This is a genomic window from Variovorax sp. RA8 (assembly GCF_901827175.1).
Classification (GTDB): domain Bacteria; phylum Pseudomonadota; class Gammaproteobacteria; order Burkholderiales; family Burkholderiaceae_C; genus Variovorax.
The window spans coordinates 2,585,671-2,603,993 of sequence record NZ_LR594662.1 but is presented as its reverse complement, the minus strand read 5'-3'; the positions used below and the strand labels follow the sequence as shown (position 1 = coordinate 2,603,993).

16 protein-coding genes are annotated in these 18,323 nt (G+C 69.8%); 6 read left to right on the top strand and 10 right to left on the bottom strand.

Annotated features, from left to right (window positions below; translation table 11 throughout):
- The first annotated feature begins 1 nt into the window (after position 1).
- On the top strand, positions 2-2,212 hold the full coding sequence (paoC, locus tag E5P3_RS12265) for an aldehyde oxidoreductase molybdenum-binding subunit PaoC (RefSeq protein ID WP_162586226.1): 2,211 nt from the start codon (positions 2-4) through the stop codon (positions 2,210-2,212).
- Here paoC and E5P3_RS12260 read toward each other — a convergent pair.
- Positions 2,161-3,210, bottom strand: coding sequence for an RNA methyltransferase (locus E5P3_RS12260; protein ID WP_162586225.1), 1,050 nt, complete (start codon positions 3,208-3,210; stop codon positions 2,161-2,163). The genes paoC and E5P3_RS12260 overlap by 52 nt on opposite strands.
- Entirely contained in the window at positions 3,192-3,776 is a 585-nt protein-coding gene (locus E5P3_RS12255) for a TetR/AcrR family transcriptional regulator (protein ID WP_162586224.1), read from the bottom strand. Before E5P3_RS12255 ends, E5P3_RS12260 begins: the two co-directional genes overlap by 19 nt.
- A gap of 97 nt (positions 3,777-3,873) precedes the next feature.
- Here E5P3_RS12255 and E5P3_RS12250 point away from each other — a divergent pair, with 97 nt between their 5' ends.
- On the top strand, positions 3,874-5,088 hold the full coding sequence (locus E5P3_RS12250) for an MFS transporter (protein ID WP_162586223.1): 1,215 nt from the start codon (positions 3,874-3,876) through the stop codon (positions 5,086-5,088).
- A 14-nt stretch (positions 5,089-5,102) separates the two neighbouring features.
- Here the strand turns inward: E5P3_RS12250 and E5P3_RS12245 are convergent, their stop codons facing one another.
- The gene (locus E5P3_RS12245; RefSeq protein WP_162586222.1) at positions 5,103-5,348 is read right to left on the bottom strand and encodes a hypothetical protein; all 246 of its coding nucleotides are present in this window, start codon (positions 5,346-5,348) and stop codon (positions 5,103-5,105) included.
- A 260-nt stretch (positions 5,349-5,608) separates the two neighbouring features.
- Here E5P3_RS12245 and E5P3_RS12240 point away from each other — a divergent pair, with 260 nt between their 5' ends.
- Both E5P3_RS12240 and E5P3_RS12235 read left to right on the top strand, forming a co-directional pair.
- Positions 5,609-5,923: a hypothetical protein gene (locus tag E5P3_RS12240; RefSeq protein WP_162586221.1), complete on the top strand. Its 315-nt coding sequence runs from the start codon at positions 5,609-5,611 to the stop codon at positions 5,921-5,923.
- Between the two features lie 24 nt (positions 5,924-5,947).
- Positions 5,948-6,217 carry a GlsB/YeaQ/YmgE family stress response membrane protein gene (locus E5P3_RS12235; protein ID WP_162586220.1) on the top strand — a complete coding sequence of 90 codons (270 nt, stop codon included), beginning with the start codon at positions 5,948-5,950 and terminating at the stop codon, positions 6,215-6,217.
- 84 nt (positions 6,218-6,301) lie between these two features.
- On the opposite strand, the gene E5P3_RS12230 is transcribed toward E5P3_RS12235, so the two are convergent.
- The 3 genes from E5P3_RS12230 to E5P3_RS12220 are packed head-to-tail and all read right to left on the bottom strand — an operon-like array spanning position 6,302 to position 11,099.
- Entirely contained in the window at positions 6,302-8,626 is a 2,325-nt protein-coding gene (locus E5P3_RS12230; RefSeq protein WP_162586219.1) for a CHASE2 domain-containing protein, read from the bottom strand.
- Positions 8,627-8,665: 39 nt separating this feature from the next.
- Positions 8,666-10,393, bottom strand: a complete 1,728-nt coding sequence (locus E5P3_RS12225) for a FecR domain-containing protein (RefSeq protein WP_162586218.1) — start codon at positions 10,391-10,393, stop codon at positions 8,666-8,668.
- On the bottom strand, positions 10,383-11,099 hold the full coding sequence (locus tag E5P3_RS12220) for a response regulator transcription factor (protein WP_162586217.1): 717 nt from the start codon (positions 11,097-11,099) through the stop codon (positions 10,383-10,385). Before E5P3_RS12220 ends, E5P3_RS12225 begins: the two co-directional genes overlap by 11 nt.
- 390 nt (positions 11,100-11,489) lie before the next feature.
- Here E5P3_RS12220 and E5P3_RS12215 point away from each other — a divergent pair, with 390 nt between their 5' ends.
- Positions 11,490-11,759 carry a hypothetical protein gene (locus tag E5P3_RS12215; RefSeq protein ID WP_162586216.1) on the top strand — a complete coding sequence of 90 codons (270 nt, stop codon included), beginning with the start codon at positions 11,490-11,492 and terminating at the stop codon, positions 11,757-11,759.
- 20 nt (positions 11,760-11,779) lie between these two features.
- Positions 11,780-12,109: a hypothetical protein gene (locus E5P3_RS12210; RefSeq protein WP_162586215.1), complete on the top strand. Its 330-nt coding sequence runs from the start codon at positions 11,780-11,782 to the stop codon at positions 12,107-12,109.
- A 48-nt stretch (positions 12,110-12,157) separates the two neighbouring features.
- On the opposite strand, the gene E5P3_RS12205 is transcribed toward E5P3_RS12210, so the two are convergent.
- The 4 genes from E5P3_RS12205 to E5P3_RS12190 are packed head-to-tail and all read right to left on the bottom strand — an operon-like array spanning position 12,158 to position 18,291.
- Entirely contained in the window at positions 12,158-14,251 is a 2,094-nt protein-coding gene (locus E5P3_RS12205) for an HlyD family efflux transporter periplasmic adaptor subunit (RefSeq protein WP_162586214.1), read from the bottom strand.
- A complete protein-coding gene (locus tag E5P3_RS12200) occupies positions 14,245-15,597 on the bottom strand; it encodes an HlyD family efflux transporter periplasmic adaptor subunit (protein ID WP_162586213.1) in 1,353 nt (450 codons plus the stop codon). Before E5P3_RS12200 ends, E5P3_RS12205 begins: the two co-directional genes overlap by 7 nt.
- A 4-nt stretch (positions 15,598-15,601) precedes the next feature.
- The gene (locus E5P3_RS12195) at positions 15,602-16,402 is read right to left on the bottom strand and encodes an efflux RND transporter periplasmic adaptor subunit (protein ID WP_162586212.1); all 801 of its coding nucleotides are present in this window, start codon (positions 16,400-16,402) and stop codon (positions 15,602-15,604) included.
- The gene (locus tag E5P3_RS12190; protein WP_232073108.1) at positions 16,399-18,291 is read right to left on the bottom strand and encodes a TolC family protein; all 1,893 of its coding nucleotides are present in this window, start codon (positions 18,289-18,291) and stop codon (positions 16,399-16,401) included. The genes E5P3_RS12195 and E5P3_RS12190 overlap by 4 nt, the downstream gene beginning before the upstream one ends.
- Positions 18,292-18,323: the final 32 nt, after the last annotated feature.

Genomic DNA, 18,323 nt, shown 5'->3' with positions numbered 1-18,323 from the left:
CATGAAGTTCGACACCCCCGCCACGACCAACCCGATCGACCAGCTCAAGGTGATCGGCAAGCCGACGGACCGGATCGACGGCCCGCTCAAGACCACGGGCACGGCCCCCTACGCGTACGAGCGCCACGATGTGGCGCCTGACGCGGCCTATGGATACGTTGTGGGGGCCGGCATCGCCAAGGGCCGCATCGCCTCGATGGACCTGCGCGCCGCGCGGGCGGCACCCGGCGTGCTGGCCATCGTCACCGCGGACAATGCCGGCAAGCTCGACAAGGGCACCTTCAATACGGCCAAGCTGCTGGGCGGGCCCGAGATCGACCACTACCACCAGGCGGTGGCGCTGGTCGTCGCGAGGACCTTCGAGCAGGCGCGTGCCGCCGCGCAACTGGTGCGCATCGAGTACACGCGCTCGGAAGGCCGCTTCGACCTGGCTGCGCAGAAGGATTCGGCCCAGATGCCCAAGCCGACGGAGTTCAGCGGCCCGCCGGAGTCGAAGGTGGGCGATTTCGCCGCGGCGTACGCCGCGGCCCCGGTGCAGATCGACGCCACCTACACCACGCCCGACGAGTCGCACGCGATGATGGAGCCGCATGCCTCGATCGCGGCCTGGAAGGGCGACAAGCTCACGGTCTGGACGTCGAACCAGATGATCGACTGGGGCGCCGGCGACGTTGCAAAAACGCTCGGCATTCCCAAGGCCAACGTCCGGCTGGTCTCGCCCTTCATCGGCGGCGGCTTCGGCGGCAAGCTGTTCGTGCGCGCGGATGCGGTGCTCGCCGCGTTGGGCGCGCGGGCGGCACGGCGGCCTGTCAAGGTGGCGCTCCCACGGCCGCTGATGATGAACAACACCACGCACCGGCCGGCGACGATCCAGCGCATTCGCATCGGCGCCGGGCGCGACGGCAAGATCACCGCCATTGCCCACGAGGGCTGGTCCGGCGACCTGCCCGATGGCCAGGCGGAGACCGCCGTCAACCAGACGCGGCTGCTGTACGCCGGCGCGAACCGGCTGACGACGACGCGGCTGGCGGTGCTCGACATGCCCGAGGGCAATGCCATGCGCGCGCCCGGCGAGGCCCCGGGCATGATGGCGCTGGAGATCGCGATGGACGAGATGGCGGAGAAGCTGGGTCTCGATCCGGTCGAGTTCCGCGTCCTCAACGACACGCAGGTCGACCCCGAGAAGCCGGAGCGCCCCTATTCGCAGCGCCAGTTGATCCAATGCCTGCGCACCGGCGCCGAGCGCTTCGGCTGGAGCCGCCGCAACGGGCTGCCGGCCCAGGTCCGCGACGGGCGATGGCTGGTCGGCATGGGCGTCGCCGCGGCCTTTCGTAACAACCTGCTGACGAAGTCCGGCGCACGCGTGCGCCTGGACAACCGCGGCATGGTGACGGTAGAGACCGACATGACGGACATCGGCACCGGCTCGTACACGATCATCGCGCAGACCGCCGCGGAGACGATGGGCGTTCCACTGCAAAAGGTGCTCGTGCGCCTGGGCGACTCGGCCTTTCCCGTATCGGCCGGCTCCGGCGGGCAGTGGGGCGCCAACAATTCGACCTCGGGCGTCTACGCGGCCTGCATGAAGCTGCGCGAGGCGGTGGTGCAGAAGCTCGGTATCACGTCGGCCAACGTGGAGTTCACCGACGGCATGGTGCGCGCCGGCGACCGCGCGGTCCCGCTCGCCCAGGCCGCGGGGCCGAACGGCCTGGTGGCAGAGGACGCCATCGAGTACGGCGACCTCGACAAGAAGTACCAGCAGTCGACCTTCGGCGCGCACTTCGTGGAAGCCGGTGTCGATGCCGCCACGGGCGAGATCCGGATCCGGCGCATGCTCGCCGTCTGCGCTTGCGGCCGCATCCTGAATCCGAAGAGCGCGCGCAGCCAGGTGATCGGCGCGATGACGATGGGCGCCGGGGCCGCGCTGATGGAGGAGCTCGCGCTCGACAAGCGCCGCGGCTTCTTCGTCAACCATGACCTGGCTGGCTATGAGGTGCCGGTACACGCCGACATCCCTCACCAGGACGTGATCTTCCTGGACGAAACAGATCCGATCTCTTCGCCGATGAAGGCCAAGGGGGTCGCCGAACTCGGCATATGCGGCGTCGGCGCCGCGGTGGCCAACGCCGTCTACAACGCGACCGGCGCCAGGGTGCGCGACTATCCGATCACGCTGGACAAGTTGCTGGCACGGTTGCCGCCGATGGCGTGAACGTGAACGGTGCGCGCCCTCAGCTGGCCGCAGCCCCCGTCGACGTCCTGGCCGGCCGAATAGCGCAGCTTGGTCAGGATGCCCAGTTGGTGCAGCGTGCGGGCCATCTGTTTGCACTGCTCCCACGAGGGGCGTCTGAAGGCAACGCCATCCACCGCGTTGAAGGGGATCAGGTTCAGCACGGCGTACTTGCCGGAGAGCAGCCGGACGACGCCTTCGATTTCCTCTTGCCCGTCATTGACACCCTCCAGGAGCGTCCACTGGTACTGGATGGGGTAGCCGGTGGCCCGGGCATAGCGTTCGCACGCGGCGACCAGTTCATCGGGCGTCATGTCCGGCGCGCGCGGAAGGAGCTTTCTGCGCAAGTCGGCCCTGGTCGTGTGCAAAGAAAGGGCCAGCGCCGGCCGCACGCGTCCCTGGAGAAGTCTCTCGAAAACGCGTGCATCGCCCACGGTGGAGAACACCAGGTTCTTGTGGCCGATGTTGCCTGCCGTGCCGAGCAGGTCGATGGCCTCCATCACGTTGTCCAGGTTGTGGGCCGGTTCGCCCATGCCCATGAACACCACCTTGCGTACCGGCCTGCGCAGGCGCGCGAGGGCGACCTGGGCAACGATTTCGGAACTCCCCAGCTGGCGCAACAATCCGTCGCGGCCCGTCATGCAGAACTGGCATCCGACAGCGCACCCGACTTGCGAGGAGACGCACAAGCCGGCGCGGGGCAGCAGGACGCTCTCGACGGTCTGGCCGTCTGCGAGGGCCACGAGCAACCGCTCGGAACCATCGGCGCCGGCATGGACGGCGTGGATGCGCGCCAGTCCCGCCAGCTCGGCCTCGATGCCCGGGAGGGCCGCCAGCAGCGAAGAAGGGAAGAAGCTCGCCGGCTGCCGCTTGCCACTGTCGCGCGGCAGCGCATGGGACCATAGCCGCAAGATCCGGTGCTCGTGAATGGGGCCCGCGCCGGCTTCGCGAAGCCGGCGCTTCAGCTCGAGGATTCGCATGCCGCCTCTTTCGCGCACGCCTCGACCCAGCTGCGGACGTCCTTCGGCGTCGCCATCGGCAGGCCGAACATCATCCGGTAGACGATCGGCGCGACGACGCGGTCCATCAGCGCATCGACCGCCGGGACCTGCTGCCCGCGCACCCTGCCCCGCTCGATGATGGCCTCGAGCTGGCTCTTCGCGAACACGGCGCACGGACAGGGCTCTCCCAAGGCCTCCATGCCGCGTGCCGAAACGACATCGCGCACCATCGCGCGCCCGAGCTCGGAGGACATCTCGTCGCGGAACTGGTCGGCCCACGCCAGCAGGTCCCCCTTCAGGCTGCCGGTGTCGAGCGGCTCGCTGTCCGGCTTCAGGCGCTCGACGGCGACGTCCGCGAGCAGCTCCGCGAGATCGCCCCAGCGCCGGTAGATCGTCGACGGCGTGACCCCTGCACGCGCCGCGATCATGGGCACGGTGACCGATGCGCGGCCCTGCTCGTCGAGCAGTTCGCGCGTTGCTTTGTGGACCGCGACCTGGACGCGGGCACTGCGTCCACCGGGGCGGGAAGCGGGGAGTGAGCTCATGAAACCATTCTAAAGCAAAGGAATTGCGTTAAGAGCAAAAACCCCTCACAATCCACAAACGCTATTTTTTTGCTTTTATGTAGCCTGAGGAACTTCGATGCAGCCCGTCCCGACCGTCCACGCTCCCCCTGCCACAAGCTGGCCTCAAACGCGCCTGGGCCACGGCCCGGCCCTCTGGCTCAAGGCCTCGCTGCTGGTCAGCTTTCTGGCGGCGTCGACCGCTCCATCGCCGCTCTATGCGCTCTACCGTGAAGCCTGGGGCTTCTCCGCACTGATGCTGACGGTGGTCTTCTCGAGCTATGCGTTCGCCCTGCTCGCGGCACTGCTGGTCTTCGGCAGCCTGTCCGATCATCGCGGACGGCGCGAAGTGATCCTGGGAGCGCTGGTGCTGGAGATTGCCGCGACGGTGCTGTTCTGGCGGGCGGACTCGGTCGCGTGGCTGTTGTCGGCGCGCGTCCTGCAGGGCATCGCTACCGGGATCGCGACCGGCGCGCTCAGCGCGGGCTTGCTCGACCTGCACCGCGAGCGCGGCCCCCTCGTCAACGGCGTGGCCCCGATGGTCGGCATGGCGGCCGGCGCGTTCGGCACCAGCGTGCTGGTGCAGTTTGCGCCCTCGCCGACACGCCTCGTGTTCGACCTGCTGATGCTCGTCTTCGCGTTGCAGATGCTCGCCGCGCTGTACCTGCCCGAAACGGTCGTGCGCAGGCCGGGCGCATGGCGCTCGCTCCGGCCCAGCATCGCGATTCCCGCACGCGCTCGCCCCATGCTGTGGCAGGTGCTGCCCGTCAACACGGCGCAATGGGCGCTCGGCGGCTTCTACCTCTCGCTCGGACCTACTTTGGCGCGCGTCGTCACCGGCAACGATGCGCCCCTGGTCGGCGGCCTGTTGATCACGGCCATGGTGCTCAGCAGCGCCGCGGCCATCTTCGCAGTGCGCCAGTGGCCGCCGCGCAGGGCGCTGGTGGTCGGCGCCGCCGCGCTGACGCTGGGCCTCGTCACGAGCCTCGCCGGCATCGCGCTGCATTCGACGGCCGCGTTCTTCATCGGCGCGGCGATCGCGGGGCTGGGCTTCGGCTCGGCGTTCAGCGGTTCGCTGCGCAGCCTCGTATCGCTGGCCGAACCTCAGGAACGCGCCGCGCTGATGGCCGGGTTCTACGTGCTGAGCTACCTGGCCTTCAGCGTGCCGGCCATCGCGGCGGGCCTCTGCACGGGGCTCATCGGACTGCCTGCCACCGCGATGGGGCTCGGCGCCCTGTTGACACTCATGGCGTTGACGGCCTTGCTGATGATGATCGGCCGGCGTCCGGCCTGACATCGCGAGGCGCATCAATCGTTCTCGCGCTCGGACTCCTCCGGCCGCTTGCGGTCCTGGTACGGCGAGCTGCCCTGGTTCCCTGACTCGCCGACGCCGGCGTCGCCGGGTCGAACCGGCTGGTTCCTGGCCGTCGTCGCGGGCCCGTCGTTGGGCCCCACGATCTCACCGCGTTCGGCGGGCGTCTTCGCCTGCTGTTTCATGGCTTTCTGCGCAGGCGTGGACGTGTTCCGCTGCGGCGTCTTCGGCTGGTCTTTCATGGCGCTTCCTTCAGTCTTTCAGAGTGGAAGCCAGAGTGACGCGAGCTTCGCAATGCCCGCGTAGGAGCGGACGCAGCGCAAGCGCAGGCGGGGCTTGAGCGCCCAGGGCGAGTCCCGGCGGAGCGTGGATGTTCCCGATAGGCCACCGCCCTACACGCGCTGCGGCTGAGCGCCGACGGTGGCCACTATCCGTGGCGTCGTATCAATAGGTCCGCCGGTCGGTTCGACCGCCTTTTCATCCTTTCATCGAAGGAGCTGCCATGGAAAACTATCCCGAGTCCGAAACGTCCGGTTCGTCGCAACCGATCAACCAGACCGCTGAGGAAAAGGCCAACGCCGCTGAACTCGCCAGGCAGGCAGCGCGCCAGGTGATCGACTCCGGAAAGGAGTACGCCCAGAACGCAGTCAATGCCGCCGGCAAGAAGCTGACGGCGGCGAAGGAGCAGATGGGCAGAGCCGCCGAGCAAGGCACTCACTACGTGTCCGAACAACCAGGCCGCGCCGTCGCGATCGCAGCGGCAGGCGGCGTCATCCTGGGTGCGCTGCTCATGAGCGCGATGCGCGGCCGCCGCTGATCCCACAACTGCCTGGAGAACAAGATGAACATAATCATTTGGCTGATCGTCGGCGGCATCATCGGGTGGATCGCCAGCATGATCATGAGGACGGATGCGCAGCAGGGCATGATCCTCAACGTGGTGGTGGGGATCGTCGGTTCGGTCCTCGGCGGCTGGCTCATCGCGCCCCTGCTGGGCTCCGCGACCGTCAACCAGAACGACTTCAGCGTCATGGGGCTCGTGGCCTCGCTGATCGGTGCCGTCATCCTGCTCGCGATCGTGAATCTTGTTCGACGAGGCAGGGTGCGTTAGCTTCCATCATGAGGCCGCGAGCGTCGGCCAGCCATGTGCGGGTCTCCGAAGTGTGGAGTTCATGTCAACCATGCTTCTCCCGCTTCAGGCCCGCGGCAGGACCAGCCTGAACGCGCTGCCCTGCCCCGGCGCGCTCTCCAGCACCACCTTGCCTCCGTGCCGCTGGGCCACCGTCTTGACGAAGGCCAGCCCGAGGCCCGCTCCCTCGACGTGGAACCCTGCGCGACCCCTTGCAAAGGGCTCGAAGAGATGGGCCCGAAGCTCCTCGTCGATGCCCGGTCCTTCGTCCTGTACGAGCACCGCCCATTCGAGCGGCAGCGGCTCGATGGCGCAGCGGATCGACGATCCCGCGGGCGAGAACTTGAGCGCGTTGCCCAGGAGATTGGTGATGGCCCTGGCCACGAGATCCCGGTCGATGCGGCTGTGCGCCACGTCCGCAGCAGGCGACATGACGATCTCGATCCCATGGCGCCGGGTCGCTTCCCATGCATCGTCCACGCATTCGAGCAGCACATCCACCAGGTTGCAGGACTCGAAGCGGTAGCTGTGCGACTGGGCGCGCACCAGTTGCGTGAAATCGTCCGAGAGCCCCAGCGCCTTCCTGGCATGGCGTTCGATGCGCTCCTGGAACTGCTCCGGTGCCAGTGCAGAGGGATTTTCTCGCTGCAGGCTCAACAGCGCGAGGATGGAAGCCAGCGGCGCGCGCATGTCATGGGTGAGAAAGCGCATCGCATCGTCGCGCTGGCGCTGGGCCTGCCGCATCGGCGTCACGTCCACGAGCGAGACGATCCAGCCCAAGTGCTCTCCGTCGCCGCTGAACGAGGGTGCCTGCTGCACCAGCAGCTCGCGCTCCGCCCCGTCGCGCGCCGCAGCGGAATGCGCCTCGGCGCCAGCCGCGAAGCGCTCGGCGGTGACCACCGGCTGATGATCCGCCCGCGACAGCACGTCCTCCATCAGGGCCGGCGCATGCGCGCCGCGCAGCTCAGCGCCGGCTTCGACACCGAAGTGCCGGGCCGCTGCCGCGTTGGCGAGAAGGACGGTCCCTCCCTTGTCGCACACCAGCGTCGCGTCCGGGAGGCCCTCGAGGCTGTCGCGGACGAAGCGGTGCAGGTTTCTCAGTTGCTGCGCCACCTGCCCCATCGCATCGATGCGACGGCCGACGAAATCTCCGCTGCCAAGCGCGGCGCCGGACGGGCCCGCCATGCGGCCGTCGGCGTGCAGGCGCCTGAATTCGTCCATCAGGTAGCGGGTGGCGGCATCCAGCTTTCGCCAGCTCCAGAGCCCGTAGGCGGCGGCCACGCCGAGCATGCCTGCGGCAGGCGCGAACTGCAGGCCGAAGCGCGCCGCTCCCGCAGCGGCGGCCACCGGCAGCAGCAACAGCGTCAGCGTGAGCAGCAGTGCCGCAAGCGGCCCGGCGAAGGCCATGCCCGCCAACGCGAGCAGCGCCGGAAGGAGATTGAACGCCGCGTTCAGCCGCGCAGGCAGCGGGGCCATGCTGCGACCGCTCTCGAGGCTGTCGAGCACGTTCGCCGACAGCTCGACGCCGGACATCAGCCTCGAGCGGTTCGAGACCGGCGTGGCGTACAGGTCACCCAGCCCGGCCGCTGTGGCGCCGATCACCACGTACTTGCCCTTGAAGGTGCCCGGCGCCACCGCGCCGTCCAGGACGTCGACATAGGACACCTGCCGCAAATGCCCGGGTGGCCCCGCAAAGGAGATCGTCAGCCGGCGCGAGCGCTGCCAGGCGGGCACGCCGTCCGCATCGGCGGGTTCGGCCTCGCCCTTTCGAGGCGGCGCATCGGCCAGGTCTTCGCCGATCTTGCGCATGGCGACGCTGAAGTGGTCCCACTGGCGTCCGGCCAGGCCCTCGCGCAGGTACACGCTGCGGGCCACGCCGTCGTCATCGATGGCCAGGTGCACATGCCCGAGCGCGCCCGCGCGGCGGCGCAGGACGGGCAACGGCCCCACCACCACCGGCTCGGCGTTGTGGCTCTGCATCATCAGCGGAAGCACCACCTTGCCGCTGCGGCCCAGCGCGGCGGCGAGCGCGGCATCGTCGGCGGGGAAGCGCTGGTCCGGCTCGATCAGGAGCAGGTCCATGCCGATCGCGCGCGGCCCATCCTTGTCGATGCGGTCGATCAGCTGGGCGTGGAAGGAGCGCCGCCATGGCCATCGGCCCAGGGCCGCGATGCTCTTGTCGTCGATCGCGACGATCACCACTTCGCTGCGATCGGCGGGGCGGGCCTGCAGGAACATCAGCGCGTCCTGCAGCCAGCGGTTCGGCCCCTGCAGCCATCCGGTGCGGTCCACGACGAGGACCAGGCTCGCGACGAGGATCGCCAAGCCCAGCCATTCGAGCCAGCGCCACGGGAAGCGAAGCGACGAGACGGTGGTGCGATGGCCCGGCATGCGCGGCGGATGCGTCTTCGCAGAAAGTGCGGCGCGGCGCTACTGCCGGCCGATGGGGCGGCCGTCGCCGTCATGAACGGCACTGCCGCTCGCATCGCGCACCACCGGACCGATCCGCACCGCCTGCGACACCGAGAAGACGCCCGCATCGCCCTGCGGCGTGATGGCCTGCATCCGCACGTAATAGGTGCCGGGCGGCAGCGCCTTCAGGTGCAGGAAGGCCTCGGAGTGCGTCTCTGCATGGACGACGTCCGCGAAGGCGCTGTCGCGCGCCACCTCCACGCGGTAGCCGTAGCCGGGCAGCGCGGACCAGTAGAGCTGCAGCGCCCCGTCGGCGTCGCCGAACCTGGGCGGCGGCGGCACCGGCGGCGGCTCCACCACATCGAAGCGCCGGCCTGCGCTGAACGGCCCCTGGTCGGTCTTTCCATCCGGCGTCAGGGCGACGGAAGCCACGCGCCAGAAGTAGCGGCCCGCAGGCAACTGGGCGGTGCGCCGGCACTCCTGGAGCTCCGGATCGTCGACGCGCAAGTCCTGGAAGGACTCGTCGCTCGCGACCTGCAGCCTGAAGCGCCGGATGCCGGCCGGCTGCGCGCAGTTGAACTCGACCCTGCTGCCGACGATTCTCTCGCCCGGCGCAGGCCCTTGCGAGAGCGGCGCGACCGGCCGCGCCTTGACGCGGATCGCGCGCGTGCTCTCGAGGCCGGAGAGGCCTTCCGCGTCCACGCCGCGCGCACCCACGGTGTAGTCGCCATCGTCGAGGCCGGCGAAGCGCAGCTCGCCGGCATCGAACACGCCGTTGCGCACGACCTGCTCCATCGCCGGGTCCCTGGCGATGCGGACCCGGTAGGCCGCCACGCCCGGCCGCACAGGCAGCGGCAGGCGAACGAAGTCGGCATCGGTGATGGTGGCCGGCAACGTTGCAAGATCGGGTGCCGCGGGCAGCTGGCGCACGGGCCCCACCGTGCCGGCCTGGCTCACGCGTGCGCCCTCGCCTGCCTGCAGGCGCTGCTCGCGCAGGCCGCGCGGGCCCGGGCTGCGCGCGCGACCCTTCAGATCGACAGCGCCGTGCATGACCTCGCCGGTGACGCCGGCATCGGGCTGGATGGCTACGCCGAACTCCGTACCGCGCACGCTCGCCACGGCCAGCGGCGTGCGGATCTCGAAGCGGCCCGATCCGCCGCGCAGCGGCTGCGCCGAGACATCCACACGGCCGGCATCGAGCTGGATCAGGGTTTCGTTGGCCTGCAGCGCCTCCTGACGGCGGACGCCGGCGAGCCGCACCGTCGAGTTCGCCGGTACGCGCACCACCGAGCCATCGCTCAGCGCGAGGCGCATGTAGCCATCGGATCCGACTTCGATGCGGGTGCCCTCCGGCAGGCGCGCGCCCGCCTGCACGGGCTGGGCCTGCGCCTCCGGGACGGCGAACTGGCGGACCTCGCCCGTGACGTACTCCACCGTCGCGAAGCTCGGCGCAAAGGCCAGCAGCGCAGCCGGGATGCGCACGCGCGTACCCGGCTCGATGCGATGCGGATCGGCGATCCCGTTGTGCTGCTGCAGCAGTTGCCAGCGATCGGACCGGCCCGTGTATTGCTCGGCCAGTCCATAGAGCGTCTCGCCGGCCTGCACGGCATGCACGAGGTCCGGCTCGGCGGCGGCGGCCGGCGGCGAGAAGGCCAGCGCGTGCAGCGCCAGCTGCAAGGCGGCGAGGCACTGCCCGATGCGGCTCGCGTGGCGGCGTGCGGCTCGCGCCGCCCCCTCACGCGACATGGTTCTCATCGTTGCCGAGCACTTCGAAGCGGTAGCCCTGCCCGTAGATGGAAGCCAGGCGATAGCCGCTCTCGGGACGCAGGCCGAGCACGGTTCGCACGCGGGAGATGTGCGTGTCGAGCGAGCGCGACATCAGCTCGGTCCCGGGTGGATTGGCGACGCCCCAGATCGTTTCCAGCAAATGCTTGCGCGAGATCAGCCGCCCCGCGTTCCTGAACAGGAACAAGGCCAGGTCGAACTCCTTCTGCGTCAGCGCCACCGGCTTGCCGTCGATCTCCAGCTGCCGGCTCGCCAGCACGAAGCGATAGCGTCCCCATACCTGCTCTTCGGGCGGCGGGTCCATGTAGGCCCGCCGCAGCAGCGCCCGCACGCGCGCTGCCAGTTCGCCGACGCGCACCGGCTTGACCATGAAATCGTCCGCTCCCGCGGTCAGGCCCTCCACCACGTCGCGCTCTTCATGGCGATTGGTGACGAAGAGGATCGGAATGCGCGCCTGCACGTTGGCCCGGACCCATCGCACGATCTCCGGGCCGGTGATGTCGGGCAGGTGCCAGTCCAGGACCAGGAGATCGAAGGTCTCGCGCTGCAGCTCGCGCCGCAGGGCGGTACCTTCAGAGAAGACGTGGCAGTCGTGCCCGATCGCTTGCAAAGTGCACCTGACGAGGTCGAGCTGATCGACGTCGTCGTCCAGTGCGGCAACTCGCATTTCTTGTACTACCTTTTTGTTGAGCGCCCGCAACGCATTGGGGCTTCGATTAGCAAGAAAGTGTACCGGTCACAGTGACGCGGAAGCGGCGGCGGATTGTCAAGGAATGTCAATTCCGGCCCGCTCGTGCAGGACTGCACACCTGCCCGTCGCCCATCCCGGATGACGCCGCCCTCGCTCTTCCCAACCAATTCTTAGGCATTGTCAATTCGATTGTCTGGCGTGCACGGCTTGCCTACATTCACGCTCCAGACACACCCGGCCCGGGTGCGTGCGGGCAAGGTCAGACGCCTGCCCTCTTGAACTTCCAACTTTTCCGAACGCATGCACACGTCCCACAGCGCACCAAGGAACGAAGCGTCCCACGGCTCTTTCCCCCAACCTCTCGAATTGCTGCAGCGCCTCGCGAACACGAAGCTGCCCATCCGTGTCGTCGACGATGGCGACATCGAGACCTTGAGGATCCTGAAACTGGCGGGCTCCATCAAGGCCGCCATCCCGGAAGCCGCGCATTCGCCCGGCGACCTGCATCGCGGCCAGCGGCAGTTGCCGGCGACGGTCGACGAGATCACCCGGCTGGGCCGGGCCATGCTCGAGCGCTTCGCCCGCCCTTGTCCTGGAAGAAAACTGGCCGCCTGCTCGGCGGGCCAGTGCCTGTAGGCACCGCACGCCCTTCGATCATGACCAGCATCTTCAACCAGCCACCTTCCGCCTGCCCGGCGCCCACGACGATGGATCTCCTGGACAAGGCGCTCGAGCAAGACAACCTGCGTGCCTGGGCGCTTCGCCTGGGCCTCTCGGAAGAAGCGTTGCGCACCGCGCGAAGCCGGGGCCGGCTCTCGCCCGTGATCGCGGGTGCGCTGGCCGAAGACCTTCACCTCGATCCGGCCCAGTGGATCGTCATCGCCGCGCTCGAGACCGAGCGCGACAGCGCCTGCAAGACCCGGATGGTCCAACGCTTCAGGAAGTCGTGGCCGTGCCTGCGCGACCCGCGCGCGAGCAAGTCGTGACTGCCGGCCGGGGTCGCGCGTCTGCGCCTCTTTGCCTCTGCACATGATTCAGAATCCCGACTGCTGAATCACGACCGACAGGGCGTTGTCGATCCAGTTGCGCGCGATGCTCTCGCGCGTGCCTTCGAAGTGCACTGCCACCTCGCGCACCGCGGCAAGCGGGGTCTCCGATTCGCCCTCCACCAGCACGCGGAACCACGCCTGCGCCGGCCTCAGCTCGGTCTTCGGCCGCGTCGGGTTGAGTGCGATCGGGCCGCCGTGATCCTGCGCCAGCAGCATGTGCGGCAGGCGCTTGACCGGGCTGCCGTCGATGGCGCGCACCTGCCCTTGCAGCTTGCGCGTGCGCCCCTTGACGATGACCGTCGCCGTGCTGCCCTGCGACAGGCGCTGCCGGTCATGCTCGGGCACCAGCGCCTCGACGCGCCAGCGCTGCCCGTCGACCACCATCGCGATGAGCTGCGACGGCGCAACCCAGGTGCCCGGGCCCACCAGCGGATCGACGTCGCGCACCTCGCCGGCCTGCGAGGCCACCAGCCGCAGCCGGAGCAGTTCGGCCTCGCGCGCGCGGCCCTCGGCCTCCCAGCGGCTCGCCTGCTGCTCGGCCACGGCCAGTTGCGCTGCCGGGCCTTCGTCCAGGCCCAGCGCACCGCGCGCGGCGCGCGTATAGGCCAGGGCCAGGGCGCGCGCCTTGTCGCGTTCCTCGGCCTGGGTCGGGGCATCGAGCATCAGCAGTTCGCGACCGGGCTGGACGTCGGCGCCATCCGCGATGTCCAGTGCCGTCACGCGTGCCGCGAAGGGCGAATACACGGGCTGCTCCGAGCCGGCCTTGATCACGCCCGGCGCGCGGATGCCGGCATGCCACGGCATCCACAGCACCAGCCCCGCCGCCACGACAGCGAGCAGCCATCCTAGCTTGCGCCGGCGCGGGATCTCGGCGCGGCGCTCGCGCCACACGCGCAGTTCCGCCATCACCGGGCGGCCGACGAAGACGCCGATCTCGACGAAGAAAAGGAACACGCCGAGCGCCTTGAAGAAGGCGTGATAGACCACCACCGCGATGCCGACGAACAGCACCAGCCGGTAGAGCCAGGTCGCGAAGGCGAAGGCGATCAGCAGCCGACGCAAGCCCGTCGACAGCGCCTCCGGCAGGGGGTCGTCCAGGCCGAGCAGCCAGCGCCGCAGGAAATGCCTCGCCTGCTGCCCCGCGCGCTCATGCAGGCCCGGGAAGTCGATCGCGTCGGCGAGCATGTAGTAGCCGTCGAAGCGCATGAAGGGGCTGGCGTTGATGAGCAAGGTCATCACCCAGGCGGTGGTCGCCAGGAAGAACAGCGCGCTGCGCAGGTCGCCATCGGGCAGGAAGGCCCAGAGCAGGGTCGACCACGTCGCCAGCACGAGTTCGGAGGCGATGCCCGCCGAGGCGATGGCAAAGCGATGGCGCGAACGCTCCAGCTTCCAGCTCTCGCCGGTGTCGGTGTAGGCCATGGGCCACATCACGAGCAGCGCCACGCCCATGTGGCCCACGCGCAGGCCCAGCTTGGTGGAGACCAGCGCATGGCCCAGCTCGTGCAGCAGCTTGGAGACGATCAGCGCGCCGGCGAAGCCCACCACGCCGTCCCAGCTCAGCGCGCCGCGGAGGTTGGCTTCCACCGTGTCCCATTGCCGCGCCGCGAGCACCAGGCCGCCAACTGCGGCGAGTGCACTCAGGCCCGCGAACCAGCGCGTGAACAGCCACCCGACCCAGGGCAGGAGCCGCTCCAGCGACATCGCCGGGCGCACCAGCGGGATGCGGATGAACAGGTAGTTGTCGAGCAGCCATCGCCAGAGCGGCATCGGCGCCTTCTGCCGCGCTGCGCGCAGCAGTTGGTGGCGCTCGAGGAAGCTTCGGAACCCGTCCACGTCATCGGGCGCGGGCGCCAGCGTGGTGGCATCCGCGACCTCGCGGGCGATGCGTTGCGAATCGGCCAGGCGCCAGCGCTGCAGCATCTCGAACTCGAGCCAGCCGATGCGGAAGAAGAGATTGCGCACCGGGTCGCAGATGTGCCACGCGGGCGAACCGTCGCGGTTCGCGCCCGCCGCATGGATCTGCAGCTCCTCGCGCAGCGAGGGCCAGGGCGCAGGCGCGGCGGTGGCATGGCTCAGCATCCGCACCACTCCCGCACCGCCGCGAAGGGGCGCCGGAACATCAGGTAGCCCAGCACGATCCAGTCGCCCGACACGCGCGCCGTGCCGCGCAACCCGATCCGGGTGACGGGCGCCGTCTCCTCGAGATGTCCGCGCAGCGGGTAGCTCGCAACCCCGTTCGGCGCCTCGACGGCCTGGTAGCCGGCATAGTCGAGACGCGCGGAGACAGGATCGAGCGGCGCGACGCGCAGGAACAGCGTCATCGGCGCGCCCGGCGCGAGGTTGACCGCCTCGCTGACCGGCGCCCACGCCTGCACGCCCAGAGTGGCCGGGTCGGCCAGCAGCCCGACGCGCTCCCCCGTCTGCACCGGCCGCCCGGCCCAGTCGTCGGGATCGGAATAGACGAACACGCCCTGCGCCGGCGCCTTGATCGACAACTGCGCCACTTCGCGCTGCAAGCCGGCCACCTCGACCTCGCGCTCGCGCAGCTTGCCCTGCGCCAGGTTGAGCTCGGCCTTGGCGCCTTGCGATTCGATGGCGCGCTGCGAGGCCTGGTGCAGTTCGAGACGCGCGCTGGCCAGCGCGGCCTGCGCCACGGCCAGGCGGTTCAAGAGCGTGGTGTCGTCGAGCTCGGCGAGGGTCTGCCCGGCCTCGACCGGCGTGTTGGGCGGCACCGCCATGCGCTTGATGACACCGTCGCGCGGCGCGGCGATCACCTGGCTGCGCAGGGAGACCACCTCGGCCTGCACCAGCGCGTACTCGCGCACCGGCACGAGCAGCAGCAGCGGAATCAGCAGGAGCGACCAGCGCAGCGCCTTGCGCGCCCAGAGCCCGTGCCACAGCGTGCCGATGGAGCGGCGCCGGCCCGTCAGCGCCCACCAGGCATGGCCATAGACCGCGGCCGCCTGCAGCAGCAGGTACTCGGGCGCCTCGGCGTCGAACTCGGCAGGCCACGAGGTCTCGCGCGCCAGGAACAAGACCGCTCGCACGCGGCCGTCGGGCCCCGCGAGCGGCAGCGCCCACACATGGTCGGGCAGCCAGTCGGCCCAGGAGGCGGCGAGCGCGGGCGGGAGCATCGACGGCGCCAGCGCCAGCACGGGCGCCGCGGCGGGCAATGCATCGAGCTGCGGCCGCAGGTGGTCGGCCACCTCCGCCAGCCACAGCGCATAGGGGGAATCCGCTTCGACGTCGGCCAGCCCCGAGTGGCCCACGAGCCGCGTGCGCCGCGCGCCGAAGTAGCCGACCAGCGCCGCCTGCCGGTAGCGGGCGAGCGCGTGGGTCTCGTTGCAGATCACGAAGGCGAGATCGGCCGCGCGGCCGGCCGCGCGCACCTTCGCAGCCAGCGCATGGAAGGCCAGGTCCGTCATGGATTCATTCGGCGGCGGGCGAGGCTCGACGCCGCACCGGCGCGCGAACCTGGCCGCTCATGCCGGGCAGCACCTGGCCGCTGGCACTGGCGAGCTCGGTCTCGATCTCCACCGTCTGGCTCACCGCATCGACGCGGCCGGCCACACGCGTGACCTTGAGCGCGCAGGCGCTGCCGGTCTCGTCGACCATGCCTTCCAGCCGCTCGCCCGGCTGGAGCCAGGCAAGCCATTGCGAGGGCACGTTCATCCGCGCCTTGAGCGGGCCGCTGCCGACAAGCTCCACCACCGGCGCACCGGGATTCACGCCCTGCCCCACCTTGACATGGACGCGCGCCACCTTGCCCGCGAACGGGGCCACGAAGGCGCACTGGCCCAGCTGCGCGTCGAAGATGCGGATCTGGCTCTGCGCCTTGTTGACGTTGGCCGCAGCGAGCTCGACTTCGACCTCGGCCGCCGACTGCAGGCCCTGCAGCTTCATCTTGGCCTCGTACTGCACCCGCGCCGCCTCGGCTTCGGCGCGTGCCGCATCACGGCGCGCCTGGATCTCGGCGCAATCGAAGGCGGCGAGCAATTGGCCCTTGCGCACCGTGTCGCCCAGGTTCGCCGATACCTTGGCGAAGCGCCCCGGGACCGACGCGGAGAGGACGCTTTCCTGCGACGCCACGACAAGGAAGCGCACCGGCGCGGCACTGGGCGCGCCCTGCAGGGGCGCACGCGCCGGCACCGGTTCGGCAGCGGCCTGCTGGAGGCCGAGCCCGTACACGCAAAGCGCGAGCAGGCCGAGGGACCTGGCGGTCCTCTTCACGGCTTCTGCGCCACGGAGGCGCCACTGCGCGACAGGCGCCGCACATCGGAGATCACCGACAGCGTCGCCGCCTCGGCGAAGGCGCCGAGCGCGCTCTCGGTCGGCGCGTCGGGCAGGAAGCTCGCATAGCGCTGCGACAGCAGTTGCCGGCCGCCGGGCTCCGACAGCGTGACGCGCCACTGCGCACGCGCGGTGGCGCGCGAATCCACGCGCTCGAAACGCAGCGTCAGTGCCAGCGCGTCGCCGCCCTGCCCCGTCTGGAGGTCGTTGCGAATGACGATGCGCTCGACGGCGCCGCGCACCGCGGCCTCGCTCACGCCCGCCGGCAGGTTCTCCACGCGGACAACGACCGGCCGGCTGGCGGTCTGCACCGCGGCTGTCTGCACGAAGGCCGCCTTCTCGCCTTCGGCCAGGCTGTGGTCGATGGCCTTCGCCAGGGTCGGCAGGTCGGTGCCGGTCACGGTGTCGGGCAGGAGGTCGATGCCCACCGAGTTGAGCACGCGGGCATAGGAGGCCTGGGTCGCGGCGTAGGCGGTGGCCAGGTAGAAGCGCGAGACCAGCGCACGCGAATCGGTGCGCAGGGACTCGAGCTCGCTCTCGAGCCGGTTGCTGCTGCCGGCGCGCGAGACGCTCGCCAGCCGCTGGTCCACACGGCTCGATTCGGCCGCGAGCTCCTGGTCCACCAGGGCCAGCTTGTAGCGCTCGACCGACACGCGCACCTGCGTGATCACGGCCATCGAGAGCGCCAGCCGGCGCGCCTCGTCGTTGCGCACCCGCGCTTCGTTGGTGCGCTTGATCGCCGGAATGGCCGCGAGGCGGAACAGGTCCATCGAGACGCTCACGCCGACATCGCTCCAGCTGTTGTTGTAGAGCAGGTCGTTGGAGTCGTAGCGCGGGCCGGCATACAGGTTGAGGCTGGGAAACAGCGCGGCGATCTGCTTCCTGGTCTCGTTGACGCCGACGCGCGCCTTGTAGTCCTCCTCGCGCAGCTCGGGCCGGTTCTCCAGCGCCGCGCGTTCGAGCTTGTCGACGTCGAGCGTGGCGGGCGCCAGCGCATCCGCAGGGCCGTCGACCAGGGTGAACTCGGTGCCGGGCGGCAGGCTCATGAGCGCGGCGAGCTCGCGCTTGGCGAACTGCATTTCCTGGCGCTTGAGGTTGACCAGCGTCATCGCGTCGAGCAGCGCGCGCTGGTAGGCCAGGCCCTGCGCGGGCGGCAGCGCGCCGGCGCGCTCGGCTTCGCGCGACTTCGCGAGTGCGTCCTCGATGCGGGTGGCGAGCTGGTCGGCGTCGGAGAGCAGCCGCTGCGCACCGAGCGCGCGCCAGTAGGCGTTACGCACGTCCTGCACGATGTTCTGCAGGATCTTGCGGCGGCGCTCATCGGCGATGTTGACCTCGTCCGCCGCCTGCTTGGCGCGAAAGTAGGCCAGGCCGAAGTCGAGTGCATTCCACGACAGCGTGGCGCGGCCGTAGTAGTGCGAGCGTTCCTCCGAGGTGGAGGGCCGCAGGCTCACGACGCGGTCCTCGATGCCGATGCTGGTGCCGCCCGAATCGTTGCTGCGGTCGTTGTAGCCGGCATCGGCCACCAGCTTGGGCAGCATGTCGGCGGCCGAGACGTCGAGCAGGCCGCGTGCGAGCGCGCTCTCCATCAGCTTGAGGCGGTAGTCGAGGTTGTACTTGAGCGCCCGGGCCAGTGCGTCGGAGTAGCTGATGGGCGCGGCGACCGGCGCCTGGTCCTTGTACATCTGCGCCTGGTCGTTGGCGACGCGCTGCGCCACCTCGTCGGGCGTTACCTGGACCGGGTTGACGCTGCAGCCGGCGAGGAGGACGGCAACGGCCACTGCCATCAGGGTGGGGACGACGGGGACTCTCGATGGCTTCGATTTCTTCACGCTGGGTCTCTCATGTTGGGTTTGGAAGATGG

Coding starts and splice junctions, on each gene's coding strand:
- E5P3_RS12200 (WP_162586213.1), bottom strand. CDS start 15,597: ATGACGGACCTGGCCTTCCATGCGCTGGCTGCGAAGGTGCGCGCGGCC.
- E5P3_RS12240 (WP_162586221.1), top strand. CDS start 5,609: ATGGAAAACTATCCCGAGTCCGAAACGTCCGGTTCGTCGCAACCGATC.
- E5P3_RS12255 (WP_162586224.1), bottom strand. CDS start 3,776: ATGAGCTCACTCCCCGCTTCCCGCCCCGGTGGACGCAGTGCCCGCGTC.
- E5P3_RS12230 (WP_162586219.1), bottom strand. CDS start 8,626: ATGCCGGGCCATCGCACCACCGTCTCGTCGCTTCGCTTCCCGTGGCGC.
- E5P3_RS12245 (WP_162586222.1), bottom strand. CDS start 5,348: ATGAAAGACCAGCCGAAGACGCCGCAGCGGAACACGTCCACGCCTGCG.
- paoC (WP_162586226.1), top strand. CDS start 2: ATGAAGTTCGACACCCCCGCCACGACCAACCCGATCGACCAGCTCAAG.
- E5P3_RS12260 (WP_162586225.1), bottom strand. CDS start 3,210: ATGCGAATCCTCGAGCTGAAGCGCCGGCTTCGCGAAGCCGGCGCGGGC.
- E5P3_RS12220 (WP_162586217.1), bottom strand. CDS start 11,099: ATGCGAGTTGCCGCACTGGACGACGACGTCGATCAGCTCGACCTCGTC.
- E5P3_RS12210 (WP_162586215.1), top strand. CDS start 11,780: ATGACCAGCATCTTCAACCAGCCACCTTCCGCCTGCCCGGCGCCCACG.
- E5P3_RS12250 (WP_162586223.1), top strand. CDS start 3,874: ATGCAGCCCGTCCCGACCGTCCACGCTCCCCCTGCCACAAGCTGGCCT.
- E5P3_RS12235 (WP_162586220.1), top strand. CDS start 5,948: ATGAACATAATCATTTGGCTGATCGTCGGCGGCATCATCGGGTGGATC.
- E5P3_RS12225 (WP_162586218.1), bottom strand. CDS start 10,393: ATGTCGCGTGAGGGGGCGGCGCGAGCCGCACGCCGCCACGCGAGCCGC.
- E5P3_RS12205 (WP_162586214.1), bottom strand. CDS start 14,251: ATGCTGAGCCATGCCACCGCCGCGCCTGCGCCCTGGCCCTCGCTGCGC.